19 protein-coding genes are annotated in these 14,605 nt (G+C 38.9%); 2 read left to right on the top strand and 17 right to left on the bottom strand.

Going from position 1 to position 14,605, the window contains the following annotated elements; translation table 11 throughout:
• Positions 1-165: 165 nt before the first annotated feature.
• The 17 genes from atpC to KI356_RS15465 all read right to left on the bottom strand — a co-directional run bounded on the left by atpC (position 166) and on the right by KI356_RS15465 (position 12,833).
• Entirely contained in the window at positions 166-567 is a 402-nt protein-coding gene (atpC, locus tag KI356_RS15545) for a F0F1 ATP synthase subunit epsilon (protein ID WP_002123795.1), read from the bottom strand.
• Between the two features lie 20 nt (positions 568-587).
• Complete coding sequence (gene atpD, locus KI356_RS15540; protein ID WP_128281749.1) at positions 588-1,997, bottom strand: F0F1 ATP synthase subunit beta; 1,410 nt, start codon at positions 1,995-1,997, stop codon at positions 588-590.
• A gap of 118 nt (positions 1,998-2,115) precedes the next feature.
• Positions 2,116-2,976 (bottom strand): F0F1 ATP synthase subunit gamma, encoded by an 861-nt coding sequence (atpG, locus tag KI356_RS15535; protein ID WP_212935835.1) that lies wholly within the window; start codon positions 2,974-2,976, stop codon positions 2,116-2,118.
• A 209-nt stretch (positions 2,977-3,185) separates the two neighbouring features.
• Entirely contained in the window at positions 3,186-4,694 is a 1,509-nt protein-coding gene (gene atpA / locus KI356_RS15530) for a F0F1 ATP synthase subunit alpha (RefSeq protein ID WP_000027511.1), read from the bottom strand.
• An 11-nt stretch (positions 4,695-4,705) separates the two neighbouring features.
• Positions 4,706-5,248, bottom strand: a complete 543-nt coding sequence (atpH, locus tag KI356_RS15525) for a F0F1 ATP synthase subunit delta (RefSeq protein WP_128281748.1) — start codon at positions 5,246-5,248, stop codon at positions 4,706-4,708.
• Positions 5,245-5,751 (bottom strand): F0F1 ATP synthase subunit B, encoded by a 507-nt coding sequence (gene atpF, locus KI356_RS15520; protein WP_128281747.1) that lies wholly within the window; start codon positions 5,749-5,751, stop codon positions 5,245-5,247. The genes atpH and atpF overlap by 4 nt, the downstream gene beginning before the upstream one ends.
• Before the next feature lie 128 nt (positions 5,752-5,879).
• Positions 5,880-6,098, bottom strand: coding sequence for a F0F1 ATP synthase subunit C (atpE, locus tag KI356_RS15515; protein ID WP_000052064.1), 219 nt, complete (start codon positions 6,096-6,098; stop codon positions 5,880-5,882).
• 56 nt (positions 6,099-6,154) lie between these two features.
• Positions 6,155-6,874 (bottom strand): F0F1 ATP synthase subunit A, encoded by a 720-nt coding sequence (gene atpB, locus KI356_RS15510; protein ID WP_002089740.1) that lies wholly within the window; start codon positions 6,872-6,874, stop codon positions 6,155-6,157.
• 7 nt (positions 6,875-6,881) lie between these two features.
• Positions 6,882-7,274: an ATP synthase subunit I gene (locus KI356_RS15505; RefSeq protein WP_128281746.1), complete on the bottom strand. Its 393-nt coding sequence runs from the start codon at positions 7,272-7,274 to the stop codon at positions 6,882-6,884.
• Positions 7,274-7,498 carry an AtpZ/AtpI family protein gene (locus tag KI356_RS15500; protein ID WP_001171219.1) on the bottom strand — a complete coding sequence of 75 codons (225 nt, stop codon included), beginning with the start codon at positions 7,496-7,498 and terminating at the stop codon, positions 7,274-7,276. The genes KI356_RS15505 and KI356_RS15500 overlap by 1 nt, the downstream gene beginning before the upstream one ends.
• 26 nt (positions 7,499-7,524) lie before the next feature.
• Positions 7,525-7,638 carry a DUF4024 domain-containing protein gene (locus tag KI356_RS15495; protein WP_033712414.1) on the bottom strand — a complete coding sequence of 38 codons (114 nt, stop codon included), beginning with the start codon at positions 7,636-7,638 and terminating at the stop codon, positions 7,525-7,527.
• 375 nt (positions 7,639-8,013) lie between these two features.
• Positions 8,014-8,643 carry a uracil phosphoribosyltransferase gene (gene upp / locus KI356_RS15490; RefSeq protein ID WP_000517536.1) on the bottom strand — a complete coding sequence of 210 codons (630 nt, stop codon included), beginning with the start codon at positions 8,641-8,643 and terminating at the stop codon, positions 8,014-8,016.
• Between the two features lie 273 nt (positions 8,644-8,916).
• Complete coding sequence (gene glyA / locus KI356_RS15485) at positions 8,917-10,158, bottom strand: serine hydroxymethyltransferase (RefSeq protein WP_002123787.1); 1,242 nt, start codon at positions 10,156-10,158, stop codon at positions 8,917-8,919.
• Between the two features lie 253 nt (positions 10,159-10,411).
• Complete coding sequence (locus tag KI356_RS15480) at positions 10,412-10,984, bottom strand: TIGR01440 family protein (protein ID WP_002130064.1); 573 nt, start codon at positions 10,982-10,984, stop codon at positions 10,412-10,414.
• A 66-nt stretch (positions 10,985-11,050) separates the two neighbouring features.
• A complete protein-coding gene (gene rpiB, locus KI356_RS15475; RefSeq protein WP_000869917.1) occupies positions 11,051-11,494 on the bottom strand; it encodes a ribose 5-phosphate isomerase B in 444 nt (147 codons plus the stop codon).
• 97 nt (positions 11,495-11,591) lie between these two features.
• Complete coding sequence (locus KI356_RS15470; RefSeq protein WP_212935834.1) at positions 11,592-12,032, bottom strand: low molecular weight protein arginine phosphatase; 441 nt, start codon at positions 12,030-12,032, stop codon at positions 11,592-11,594.
• A 303-nt stretch (positions 12,033-12,335) separates the two neighbouring features.
• On the bottom strand, positions 12,336-12,833 hold the full coding sequence (locus KI356_RS15465) for a PTS sugar transporter subunit IIA (RefSeq protein WP_128281743.1): 498 nt from the start codon (positions 12,831-12,833) through the stop codon (positions 12,336-12,338).
• 387 nt (positions 12,834-13,220) lie between these two features.
• On the opposite strand from KI356_RS15465, the gene KI356_RS15460 reads away from it, so the two are divergent.
• Together KI356_RS15460 and KI356_RS15455 are read left to right on the top strand one after the other, a co-directional pair.
• Positions 13,221-13,607, top strand: coding sequence for a DoxX family protein (locus tag KI356_RS15460; RefSeq protein WP_128281742.1), 387 nt, complete (start codon positions 13,221-13,223; stop codon positions 13,605-13,607).
• Between the two features lie 161 nt (positions 13,608-13,768).
• On the top strand, positions 13,769-14,380 hold the full coding sequence (locus KI356_RS15455; protein ID WP_016106716.1) for a flavin reductase family protein: 612 nt from the start codon (positions 13,769-13,771) through the stop codon (positions 14,378-14,380).
• Positions 14,381-14,605: the final 225 nt, after the last annotated feature.

Genomic DNA, 14,605 nt, shown 5'->3' with positions numbered 1-14,605 from the left:
ATCCCCCACTGATTATTAGTTTAACCAATCGGGCGTTTACGGGCAGTTGATCTCCCACCTAACTTCTTTGCTCCAGCCAAATTTAGAGGTGGGAGTTTTACTGCCCGTTAACGCGGGATAAACTACATAAAAAATCCGTAAAGGCAAGAGCCCTTACGGATTTTTTTACTTCATATCGGAAACGTTTAAACGGTTCACAGCACGCTGCAAAGCCATTTCTGCACGTCTAAAGTCAACATGTGCTTGTTTATCTTGCATACGTTGCTCAGCGCGACGTTTCGATTCATTTGCACGATGGATATCGATATGGTTTGCTTCTTCAGCAGATGATGATAATATAGTTACTTTATCTGGACGAACTTCGATAAAGCCACCACTTACTGCTACATAATCAGTGTGCCCACCATTTTTCAGACGAACCGCACTAATTTTTAACGGTGCAACAGTTGGAATGTGACCTGGTAAGATCCCCATTTCCCCACTCTCTGCTTTTACGCTTACCATTTCTACTTCTTTTTCGTAAACCGGTCCATCAGGAGTTACAATACTGACTGGAAATGTCTTCATAATTCGTCCCTCCTAAGGCCTTACGCCATCATTTTCTTCGCGTTTTCAATAACTTCTTCAATGCTACCTACTAAGCGGAATGCATCTTCTGGAAGGTCATCATATTTTCCTTCTAGAATTTCTTTGAAGCCACTAACTGTATTTTTTACAGGTACGTAAGAACCTTTTTGACCTGTAAACTGCTCAGCTACGTGGAAGTTTTGAGATAAGAAGAATTGAATACGACGAGCACGATGTACAACTAACTTATCTTCTTCAGATAACTCATCCATACCTAAGATAGCGATGATATCTTGAAGCTCTTTATAACGTTGTAAAGTTTGTTGCACTTTACGAGCTACTTCATAATGCTCTTCTCCTACAATTTCTGGAGAAAGTGCACGAGATGTAGATGCTAATGGATCTACGGCTGGGTAAATACCCATTTGTGTTAAACGACGCTCTAAGTTTGTTGTTGCATCTAAGTGAGCGAACGTTGTAGCTGGTGCTGGATCCGTATAGTCATCGGCTGGTACATATACCGCTTGGATAGACGTGATAGATCCTTTATTTGTAGATGTAATACGCTCTTGTAATTGACCCATTTCTGTTGCAAGTGTTGGTTGGTAACCTACCGCAGATGGCATACGACCAAGAAGGGCAGATACTTCAGAACCTGCTTGCGTGAAACGGAAGATGTTATCGATGAACAATAGTACATCTTGTCCTTGCTCATCACGGAAATGCTCAGCCATTGTTAAACCTGTTAATGCAACACGTTGACGTGCTCCAGGTGGCTCATTCATTTGTCCGAATACCATCGCAGTTTTCTTGATTACGCCAGAATCGCTCATTTCATGGTATAAGTCATTACCCTCACGAGTACGCTCACCTACACCAGCGAATACAGAGATACCACCATGCTCTTGTGCGATGTTATTGATTAATTCCTGAATTAATACTGTTTTACCTACACCGGCACCACCGAATAGACCGATCTTACCACCCTTAATGTAAGGAGCAAGTAAGTCTACTACTTTAATACCAGTTTCAAGAATTTCTACTTTAGTAGATAATTCTTCGAATGCAGGTGCTTGACGGTGAATTGGATCACGGTGTACATCCGCAGGAAGTTCACCATCTAAGTCAATTGCATCACCTAATACGTTGAATACACGACCAAGTGTTGCATCACCAACTGGTACAGAGATTGCTTTACCAGTATCTTCTACTTCTGTGCCACGAACAAGTCCATCTGTGGAAGACATTGCAACTGTACGAACTGTGTCATCACCTAAATGAAGTGCAACTTCAAATGTTAAGTTAATGCTTGCTCCGTTTTCGTTGCTTTGTTTTACCGTAAGGGCGTTGTAGATTTCTGGTAGCTTTCCGCCATCAAACTTAACATCTACAACCGGACCCATGATTTGCGTAACGCGCCCTTTATTCATCGGGTTCCCTCCTAGCTTTCTTTTAATTAGCCAGCTTTCTAAGAGAAGTCGGCTTTTAATTTTTATATTAGTGTAGCTTTCGCGGTTCTCCTGAAAGAACCGCCTACGCTTTTTAATACTATTCTAACGCTGCTGCTCCACCAACGATTTCCGTAATTTCTTGCGTAATCGCTGCTTGACGTGCACGGTTGAATGAAAGTGTAAGTGAATCGATAACTTCCATTGCGTTGTCTGTAGCACTCTTCATTGCTGTCATACGCGCCGCGTGCTCACTTGCTTTACCGTCTAGTAATGCACCGTACACTAAGCTTTCTGCGTATTGTGGCAATAATACTTTTAAAATCTCTTCTTCAGAAGGTTCGAATTCATAAGCTGTCGTCGGTTTATCAGACGCCACATCAGTAAGCGGTAAAATTTTATTTTCCGTTACTTCTTGTGAAATTTTACTTACATAATGGTTGTAGTAAATATACAGCTCATCATAAGCACCATCTGCGAACATCGCAATTGCTCGAGTAGCAAGATCTTTAATATCAGTAAATGATGGGTGGTCAGATAATCCAACTACTTCATCAATGATGTTAAAGCCGCGACGTTTTAAATAATCACGTCCTAGTCGTCCAAGCACAATAATTGAATATTGGTTTGAATCCATATTATGACGTTCACGAATTACGTTACTAACTGTACGTAATACGTTACTGTTATAACCACCTGCTAGTCCGCGATCCGATGTAATAACGATGTATCCTGTACGCTTTACAGGACGCGCATTTAGCATTGGATGATTAATCCCTTTGCTTCCTTGCGCAATGCTCGCTACTACTTCTTGAATCTTTTCCATATACGGAACGAAAGATTTAGCATTTTGCTCTGCACGGTTTAACTTAGATGCAGATACCATCTCCATCGCTTTCGTAATTTGACTCGTTTTCTTTGTCGAGGTAATCTTCGCTTTTATATCGCGTAAAGATGCCACAGGTTTTCACCACCTTTTTTCCGGAAGTTGGCACGATTAGTAAGAATCCTCTTCCTAATCTACGTTGCAAGATATCCTTGCTCATGATTGAAGGAAAAGAATAGGTGCACCTACTCTTTTCCTTTACATAACCGTCAGCAATCTCAGAAATTGAGATGCCTATATATATTATCTAGCTCCAGCAGCTTGACGAGCCGCTTACGCTTTTATTATTCAGAAGCTACGAATACTTTTTTAAATCCGTTAATTGCCGCTGCAAATTTGTCGTCATCCGCAAGTTTCTTAGTTGTGCGAATTTCTTCTAATAAGTCAGTAGCATTAGAATCTAACCAAGCATGGAATTCTTCTTCGAAACGAGTGATATCTACTACTGGGATATCATCTAGGAATCCACGTGTTAAAGCGTAAAGAATGATAACTTGTTTCTCTACACGTAACGGTTTGTGTAATCCTTGTTTTAATACCTCAACAGTACGAGCACCACGGTTTAATTTCGCTTGTGTTGCTTTATCAAGGTCAGAACCGAACTGAGCGAACGCTTCTAACTCACGGTAAGATGCAAGGTCAAGACGAAGTGTACCTGATACTTTACTCATCGCTTTAATCTGAGCAGATCCACCTACACGAGATACAGAAGTACCCGCATCGATCGCTGGACGTACGCCAGAGAAGAATAGGTCAGATTGTAAGAAGATTTGTCCATCCGTAATAGAGATTACGTTTGTTGGGATGTAAGCTGATACGTCCCCTGCTTGTGTTTCGATGAAAGGTAGTGCAGTTAAAGAACCGCCGCCTCTTGCATCACTTAATTTTGCTGCACGCTCTAATAAGCGAGAATGTAAGTAGAATACATCCCCTGGATAAGCTTCACGACCTGGAGGACGACGTAATAGTAATGAAAGCTCACGGTAAGCCGCTGCTTGTTTTGATAAGTCATCATATACTACTAATACGTGTTTACCATTGTACATGAACTCTTCACCCATTGTTACACCAGCATAAGCAGCTAGGTATAATAATGGAGCTGGTTGAGAAGCTGATGCAGTTACAACGATTGTGTAATCTAATGCACCGTGCTTACGTAGTGTTTCTACTACGTTACGTACAGTTGATTCTTTTTGTCCGATAGCTACATAAATACAAATCATATCTTCATCTTTTTGATTAATGATCGTATCAAGTGCAACTGCTGTTTTACCTGTTTGGCGGTCACCGATGATTAACTCACGTTGACCACGGCCAATTGGTACAAGAGCATCGATCGCTTTAATACCTGTTTGAAGTGGCTCATGAACAGATTTACGATCCATTACACCTGGTGCTGGACTTTCGATTGGACGAGTATTTGTTGTATTGATTGGGCCTAAACCATCAACTGGTTGACCTAATGGGTTTACAACACGACCGATTAGTTCTTTTCCTACTGGTACTTGCATGATGCGACCAGTACGACGAACTTCGTCACCTTCACGGATTTCTGTGTAAGGTCCTAAAATAATGATACCTACGTTGTTTTCCTCTAAGTTCTGTGCTAGTCCCATAACGCCGTTAGAGAACTCTACAAGTTCACCAGCCATAACGTTATCAAGACCATGAGCACGCGCGATACCGTCACCAACTTGGATAACTGTACCAACATCACTCACTTCGATTTCAGACTGATAGTTCTCGATTTGTTGCTTTATCAGTGCGCTAATTTCTTCAGCTCTGATGCTCATGTGCTTCACCCCTATCTATTCTTCATTAATTCACGCTGAATACGTGCTAATTTTCCTTGTAAGCTTCCGTCGTAAATGCGATTTCCAATACGTACTTTAATGCCGCCTAGTAAATCTTCATCCACAACATTTTTCACGCGAATTGCATCTTTTCCTGTTTTTTTTGCAAATGCTTCTGCAATGTTAAGTTTTTCTTCTTCTGATAGAAGACGAATAGAATATACAGTTGCATCCGCTACGTTACGTTCTTCATTAGCAAGAACAACATATTCATCTGCAATTTCAGGTAGGATATCAATACGCTTGTTATCAATTAAAATGTATAACGTATTTAAAATAGATTCAGAAACAGATGCGAATACGTTCGCAAGAAACGTTTTCTTCTGCTCTTTTGAAATGTTCGGTTGTGTTAAAAAGCTATGTAGTTCTCCGTTCTTTACATAAACGTTTTGTACAAGGCGTAACTCTTCTTCAAACATTTCTAATACGTGTTTTTCTTTTGCAATTTTAAAAAGAGCGACAGCATAACGTTTTGCTACAATCCCATTGCTCATCGCGCTTCTCCTACTTCTTTAATATAATCGCGAATTAACTTAACTTGATCTTCTTCTTTTAACTCTTTTTCAATTACTTTAGAAGCAATTTGAACAGATAAAGAAGCGACTTGTTCTTGTAAAGCAGCAATTGCTTGCTCTTTTTCGCGTTGAATTTCTTGTACAGCAGATGTTTTAATTGATTCTGCTTCTTCTTTCGCAGCAGCAACAATAACATCTTTTTGATCTACAGCTTGTTTCTTCGCTCTTTCGATTAACTCTTGTGCTTCAACACGCGATTGTTTTAACATTTCACGTTGTTCTTCTACTAATTTCTTCGCTTCAGCGTTACTTCTTTCTGCAGCGTCGATTTCATTAGTAACATGCTCTTCACGTTCTTTCATAATTCCCATTAAAGGACCCCACGCAAATTTGCGTAGCATTACTAATAGAAGTAAGAAAACGAACAATGTATAAGCAATCGTTCCAAATGGAATGGAAGCCCCTAATAATAAAGTTGGCACAAGGATTCACTCCCTTCAAAATATCTAAATTGATCATATGAAAAAAAAAGACATACGTTTCGTTCATAAAGCAATGGCGAAGAAAGTTCAAAAAACACTCTTCGCCATCTATGTAAGGGGAGTCTCCCTTATTTGTTCATTACGATGAAAGCAATAACTACACCGATAATTGGAAGTGCCTCAACTAATGCAACCCCGATGAACATAATTGTTTGAAGTGCGCCTTTTAATTCTGGTTGACGAGCAACACCTTCGATTGTACGTGATACGATAAGACCGTTACCAATACCTGCACCTAATGCTGATAAACCAATTGCAATTGCAGCTGCGATTACACCTAAACTCATTTAATTTGTCCTCCTTTGTATTATAAAAAAATAAATTTTTTCTTACTTAAATTATATTAATGGTCATGGCTTACTTTATGAGCCATATAAACCATCGTTAACATAACGAAAATAAATGACTGGATTGATCCAACGAATACGCTGAATCCCATCCATGCTAACATCGGTACAAGTGCACCTAATGCTCCAAGGAATGATGCTCCGCCTAACTTAGCAAGTAATCCTAACAGGATTTCACCTGCATAAATGTTACCAAATAAACGAAGACCTAACGTTAATGTGTTAGCAAACTCCTCAATAACCTTTAATGGGAATAAGAATTTCATAGGTTGGAAATAACCTTTAGCATATTCTTTCGTACCCTTCATCTTAATTCCATAATAATGGGTGAGGGTAACTACCATCACGGCTAATGTTAATGCAACTGCTGGATCAGACGTTGGTGATCTCCACCATGCAATATGTTCGCCAGCCTCAACTGTTGAATACATGAATGGTAAACCAAGGAAGTTCGATACGATGATAAACATGATAAGCGTAACGCCAAGCGTTAAGAAACGTCCACCTGTTTTCCAGTCCATCGTACTATTGATAATCCCTTTCACGAAGTCAAACACCCATTCCATGAAGTTTTGCATCCCGGTTGGGCGAAGCGCTAAGCTGCGAGTTCCGATAACAGCGATTAAGAAAACAATAACTGCTGCTACAGTAACCATCATAACTGATGACAAATCGAACGTTAAACCTAGAAATTCAACTAATTTACCGTGTTCCACTAGTAATTCACCTCTCTTCCCTGCTCGTATACTCTAAATAAAGAAAATCTATGATCATGACAAGGTATCCTGTCAGCAATCCTACACCTAAGCCCCACATCGCAATTAATTCTTGATATTTGGCTGCAAATAAAATTAATAACCCAATCGTGGCGAATCTTGAATATGTACTTACCGCTGTTGCTTTAAACTTCACGTTTTCTCCATTTGTTACGCGATCTAACAGCTTGTCTGTTCTACGTGCAATGATGCGCAAACTAAGAAAACTGAAAATCGTTCCGATAATCAGCCCAAGAAATACATCCTTGTAAGAGGTAAGTCCCCATCCTAGCACTAGAAGCGCAAGCAAGTAGTACATATATTTCTTTTGTCTTTGGACAAGTCCATGTACGTCTATCATCATTGCTCTCCCGAATAGTAATGTCGAATGAGTCGAATCATTGCGTATACCCCTGTTCCTAACCCGAGTAATAACCCTATAATAAGAAACAATGGAAACGTTCCAACCTTATTATCAATCCATTGCCCACCAAAGATTCCAATAAGAATAGAACCAACTAACTGAGCAAGAATTCCTGACATTAAAGCATACGCTTTTATATGGCTGCGATCGTTTTTTTGCAAGGATTCATCCCTCCAATATGTGACCCTCATTCACGATGTGTTAATAATAACTCATTTTTCTGCATAAATTCTATACAAAATAAAAAGTTTACATTTTCGTCACGGAATAGATGTATTTTTGTCACTGAAAGCCCTACCATCTATCCCCGTTGTTAGCATACAATAGGGTATTAACAGTGTCAACGAGAAATCGTAAAAAATCAAAAAATTTGAGTATTAGGCATTTCCTCCCAAAAATGAAAACGTTCCCCTTCTAAATACTGGTTATAGATATGCAATTTCCAACAGTTTTCTATTTATAATAGAAGAAAACGTTCACAAGTTTGTCACTATTACATTTTTAAGATATAGCGCTTTCCTTCCATAATATAGTGTCCCCGAGACGTAAGACTTCTATATTATATGTGATGTGTATATAACTTATGTTGTATATAGCCTGTATATTTATCTCCCCCTCCCCTGCTCGCTGAGGGCGAAAAAAAAACGAGCGGGGAATCCCCCTCTCGTCTGTTGTCTTACTTCGTTCCGAATAAACGGTCACCAGCATCACCAAGACCTGGAACTACATAACCATGGTCATTTAACTTCTCATCTAATGCTGCTACATAAATATCAACATCAGGATGCTCTTCCTGTACTACTTTTACTCCTTCTGGAGCAGCTACGATACACATTAATTTAATTTGCTTTGCACCGCGCTTTTTCAGAGAATTAATTGCTTCAGCTGCAGAACCACCTGTTGCTAGCATCGGATCTAGTACGATAAAGTCACGCTCTTCTACATCCGTTGGAAGTTTCACATAGTATTCTACCGGTTGCAATGTTTCAGGGTCACGGTATAAACCAACGTGTCCTACTTTTGCTGCTGGAATTAATTTCAGAATTCCATCAACCATTCCTAAACCTGCACGTAAAATCGGAATTAAACCAAGTTTTTTACCAGCGATCACTTTTGTTGTCGCTTTGCTTACAGGCGTTTCAATTTCAATGTCTTTAAGTGGAAGGTCACGAGTAATCTCGAAAGCCATTAAGCTTGCTACTTCGTCCACTAATTCACGAAAATCTTTCGTACCTGTATTCTTATCGCGAATATATGTAATCTTATGTTGAATTAACGGGTGATCAAATACATACAGTTTTCCCATGTGAATCTCTCCTTTAGATGATATTCATGCGTTTACACGCTTTTTTACACTATTTACGATTGTAAAGAAAACGCTACTAATATTCAAGGGCAAATTTGGCAAAATCATGATTTTGCGATGAATCTATCTAGTATCTTTACCAATTATGGGAGCTGTATCCTTCATTATATCGCCAAAATTTATTCATCATTTGTATACATACTTTAAAAATAATATATGTCCACAAAAAAAGACTACTAAAACAATTACGTTCCAGCAGTCCTTTTCAATCTATTATAGATTTGTATACATTGGGAATTTGCTCGTTAACGCTTCTACACGTTTGCGCGCTTCTTCTAGTTCAGCTTCATTCTCATGATTTTTTAATGTATGAGCAATAATTGCTGCAATTTCATCCATTTCTTCTAAACCGAAACCACGAGATGTTACAGCTGCTGTACCGATACGTACGCCGCTTGTTACAAATGGGCTTGCTGTTTCAAATGGAATTGTATTTTTGTTCACTGTAATACCAACTTCATCTAATACGTGCTCTGCTACTTTACCTGTAATTTCTAAGTTACGAACGTCAATCAAGATTAAATGATTGTCTGTTCCACCAGAAACAAGTGTAAGTCCTTCTTTTTGAAGACCTTCAGCTAAGCGGTTCGCATTATTAATGATATTTTGTGCATATGTTTTAAACTCATCTTGCAGTGTCTCACCAAATGCAACAGCTTTTGCAGCAATTACATGCATAAGTGGGCCACCTTGGATACCAGGGAAGATTGATTTATCAATTTGTTTTGCAAATTGCTCTTCACATAAAATCATACCACCACGTGGACCACGTAATGTTTTATGTGTTGTCGTTGTAACGAAATGTGCATGTGGTACTGGGTTTGGATGTAAACCAGCTGCTACTAAACCAGCGATATGTGCCATATCAACCATTAAGTATGCGCCCACTTCATCTGCAATCTCACGGAATCGTTTGAAATCGATAACACGAGGATATGCACTTGCACCTGCAACGATTAATTTTGGTTTATGTTCTTTCGCTTTTGCTAATACATCATCGTAATTAATACGGTGAGATTCAGCATCCACGCCATATTCTACGAAATTATATTGTACTCCACTGAAGTTAACAGGGCTTCCGTGTGTTAAGTGACCACCATGAGATAAATTCATACCAAGTACTGTATCGCCTTGCTCTAGAATCGTGAAGTATACTGCCATGTTCGCTTGTGCACCAGAATGTGGTTGAACATTTACATGCTCTGCGCCAAAAATTTCTTTCGCGCGATCACGTGCGATATCTTCTACTACGTCTACGTGTTCACAACCACCATAGTAACGTTTTCCAGGATATCCTTCAGCATACTTATTCGTTAAAACAGAACCTTGCGCCTCCATTACTGCTTCACTTACGAAGTTTTCCGAAGCAATTAACTCAATCTTTGAACGCTGTCTTCCTAGTTCTGCCTCAATTGCAGCAAATACCTTTTCATCTTGACGTTTTAAATGATCCACCAAAATCCCCCTTTTCTGAACGAATTACATCGATTCCCAATAGTTTTTTCTCATTTATTCAGAAAAAACGAAAATTCAGGTTGTAATTCTTTCGAACCTTCATGTTTTCAACTACATTCTAACATGACTTTCTATATCATAAAAGAAAAAAAAAGACCGAAATTGGTCTTTTCTTTCTTCTATTATAAAGTCAGACCACATACCTTTTATCTTTCGATATAAAGCTGTTATACGACTTTATAATTTTTCATGTTTAACGGCAAGGAATAGCTTCTTCATTTGCCGCATAAACAGCACGCGCTCCACCTATTAGTTTCCCACGTGTTTTCGCCATCGTTACATGCGCACTTCCTATTTCCTTCACACTTGTACGAACCGGTACAGCTACATGCTTTAAATGCATACCGATAAATGTATCGCCAATATCCATTCCTGCATCTGCTTTAATAAACTCAATTACCACCGGATCTTTAAAATTGTGATACGCATACGTCGCTAATGCACCACCTGCTGATCTAACAGGCGTAACTGTTACAATTTCAAATTGATATTTCATCGCTACATCTCTCTCAACTACTAAAGCACGATTTAAATGCTCACAACATTGAAACGCCAATTCAATACCTGTTCGTTCTTGAAATTGTTTTAATTCAGAAAAAATCGCCTCTGCCACTTCCATCGTTCCTGATGTTCCAATTCTTTCACCTAGCACTTCGCTCGTGCTACACCCCACTACAAAAATTTGACCACTTTGCAGCGTGGCTTGTTCTTGGAAATCAGAAAGCGACATTTGCAGCTGTTCTCTTACCTTTACGATTTCTGTCATTACGCCTCTTCCTTTCGCAGGTTGGTTCACCAAATTATATTTCATACTACTTATAGTTAGAATCTATTACTTTGTTTCGTACGTTTTAATTTTTCCTACGCGGTTTTCGTGACGGCCACCTTCATAGTCAGTTGTTAGCCAAATTTTTGCGATATCACGCGCTAGACCAGCTCCAATTACACGCTCGCCCATTGCTAACATGTTAGTGTCATTATGCTCTCTCGTCGCTTTCGCACTGAAAGTATCATGAACTAATGCACAACGAATACCATTTACTTTGTTTGCTGCGATTGACATACCAATGCCTGTCCCACAAACTAAAATGCCACGATCCACTTCACCATTCGCGACCATTTCTGCTGCTGGAAACGCAAAATCAGGGTAATCAACAGAACCAGCTTCACATTCACAACCTAAATCAATATATTCAATATTTAACTCTTCTAATAAACTTACAAGTTCTTTACGGATATTCATACCGCCGTGATCAGATGCTACTACTACTTTCATTTTTACCCCTCCAAAGTTTCAAACAATTATCTTCATTTCACACTCGCTATCTTTAATGAAACGAAGTGATCTCCAATATCGTATTATACACGAAACATCAACCTTCTGAATGTTTTTTCAGTAAAGTTTGTACAAGTTTTTCCATCTCTTCTAACGTTTCTTTATAAATAGAAAGCGATCCGCCAAATGGATCTGAAATATCCTTATTTACACCCTCAGTTAATCCATATAATGTATCCAATTTCTTTTCAACACTCGGATAATGCCCAAGTACAATTTGCTTATGGTTTTCCGTCATTGTTACTACAATATCCGCCCAATCAACCAAAGTTTCGTTTACCTGCTGCGCGGCATGATTGATTGCAATTCCTTTTTCAGCTAAAGCTTCTTTTGCATGTACCGATGCATCGCTTCCAGGATAGGCGAAAACACCAGCAGATTGCACTTCAAATTTACCTTCTCCATAATGACGAAGCAAAGCCTCAGCCATCGGACTACGGCATGTATTTCCAGTGCAAACAAATAACACTCGTTTCATCTAAACCCACCCCTTTTTTTCTGTTTCCTAACATTTATCCCGCTATTTGTGGGCAGTAAGACTCCCACCTCCACTGATTAAAGTTTCACTTTATCATAGCGTACATTAGAATAGAACAAAAGAAATGTGAATATACGAAAGGCGCATTTCTCTTATATTTTTTCTAAGAAAAATGCGCCTTATCCACATATATGTGAAACCCTATTTCCAAGTGCCCAAAGTATTTTACCATACATAATGAACACACTACAAAACAAAATAAGGAATCCATTTCATACGAAACAGATTCCTTTCATACAATAATTATTTCATTGTAACTTTCATTACTTCTGTTGAACCTTTTGTAGCTGTTACACCTATAGTTGTCTTAATAGACTCAGCTGCATCTGTGTTTGTAATAACGATTGGAGTAATTGTACTTTTCGCTTTTTCACGAATTAATTCTAAGTCGAATGAGATTAATTTATCTCCAGCTTTTACAGCTTGTCCTTCAGAAACGTGAGCTTCGAAACCTTCACCTTCCATTTTTACAGTTTCTAATCCAACGTGGATTAAAATTTCTGTACCGTTTTTCGCTTTAATTCCAATAGCATGTTTCGTGTGGAATAATTGTACGATTTCACCGTCAACTGGAGATACAACTACACCTTCAGTAGGCTCGATTGCAACACCGTCACCCATCATACGACCAGCGAATACTGGATCTGGTACTTCTTCAATATTTTTCACCGCTCCAGTTAATGGAGCTACGATTGTTTCTTCATTTGTTTTTGAACCAAAACCGAATAATTTTTTAAACATAGGATAGTCCTCCTTATAATTTACCTAAAAGTTTATAGGGCAATCTCTATTCAAGATCGAAATACACGTAAGACTTCATACTTCGAATGTTATACTGTAAAAACGCTTTCGAAATAAATCATGTCATTACTACTAGACTCTTATTGTAGCGCCTCACAAAATTCCAGTCAATTCTGATTGTCTGAATAACAATGAGAAGTTAACTTCTACTTATATTTTCTCTTTTTTTACCTAACTTGTCTAGAGGTCTTTACTACATTTTATTTTTTGTTGTTACTTTGTAAAATTTCTTTCAAACTTTTTTCGAAATTCACTTGACTAAAGTAAGTAACTATTTTATTATTACTTACATAAGGTAAGTTAATAACTTTTAGGAGGTTTTTAAAAATGATGGATTTCGGTCTTCTTATTATTCGTCTTATTATAGGAATTACATTCATGGGTCATGGTGCTCAAAAATTATTCGGTTGGTTCGGTGGGTACGGCTTAAAAGGAACAGGCGGCTGGATGGAATCAATCGGTTTACGCCCTGGTGTCTTTATGGCATTTATGGCAGGTGCAACTGAACTATTAGGTGGTTTCTTATTCGCATCAGGTATTTTCACTGCAATTGGTTCATTATTTATCGTCGGAACAATGTTAGTAGCCATCTTCACAGTTCACGGAAAAAATGGTTACTGGGTAACACAAAACGGATTTGAGTATAATTTAATGTTAATCGCTGTTGCAGTTGGTGTAGCTTTAATCGGCCCTGGCGCTTACGTTTTACTTTAATATTTATCTCCATTTCGAGATATTTACCAAAAAAGAGATTACTTCAAATTGAAGTAATCTCTTTTTTACATCATCAAAAAAATATTTTTTTCAGCAGGAGATTCCCATTGATATCTTGTAAACAAACAATGAGTATTCATATTTAGAAAGGGGATTACAACATGTTATCCATTAATCCAAACGAACAAACCGAAAAAGATAATTACAAATTACTAACAGGAAGCATCATTCCACGTCCTGTTGCATTCGTTACTTCTGTAACTAAAGATGGTGTATTAAATGGTGCGCCATATAGTTATTTCAATATCGTCGCTGCCAATCCACCACTTATCTCGGTTTCAGTACAACGAAAAGAAGGAAAACCGAAAGACACTTCCCGAAACGCAATCGAAAAAGGAGAATTTGTCGTACATATTTCTGATGAATCTTACGTAGAGGCGATCAATGAAACAGCAGCCAACCTACCTCCTAATGAAAGTGAAATCGAATTAGCAAAGCTAACACCGATCGACAGTGATGTCATTTCAGTCCCAGGAGTGAAAGAAGCAAACATTCGAATGGAATGCGTATTAGAACGCGCTATCCCGCTCGGCGGAACCGAAGACTCACCAGCTTGTGATCTACTAATTGGCCGCGTCGTTCGCTTCCACGTCGCAGAACACTTATACGAAAACGGCCGAATTCACGCCGAAGAACTAAAACCAATAAGCCGCCTAGCAGGACACAACTACGCAAAACTAGGAGAACAATTTGAATTAGTGAGGCCTATCTAAAAGCGGAGGCGGCTCGTTCAGAATCGCAGGACACTTCAAGCTCTCGACCTTGAAGCGCTTTTCGCTTCGAGTGAGAGAGCGCAATGACCGGAGATTCTAGCCGCTGGAGCTGGCCACTGAAGCTGGATATCAACTAAAAGCGGAACCGGCTCGCTCAGAACGGGAGGGAGATGGAGCTTCTAACGTAGAGTCGCTTTTTGCCTCGCAGGAAGACGCGAAGCCACC

Origin of the sequence: Bacillus hominis, assembly GCF_018332515.1 — a bacterium.
In the GTDB taxonomy this organism is placed as follows: domain Bacteria; phylum Bacillota; class Bacilli; order Bacillales; family Bacillaceae_G; genus Bacillus_A; species Bacillus_A hominis.
This window is presented reverse-complemented; position numbering and strand designations above follow the sequence as displayed.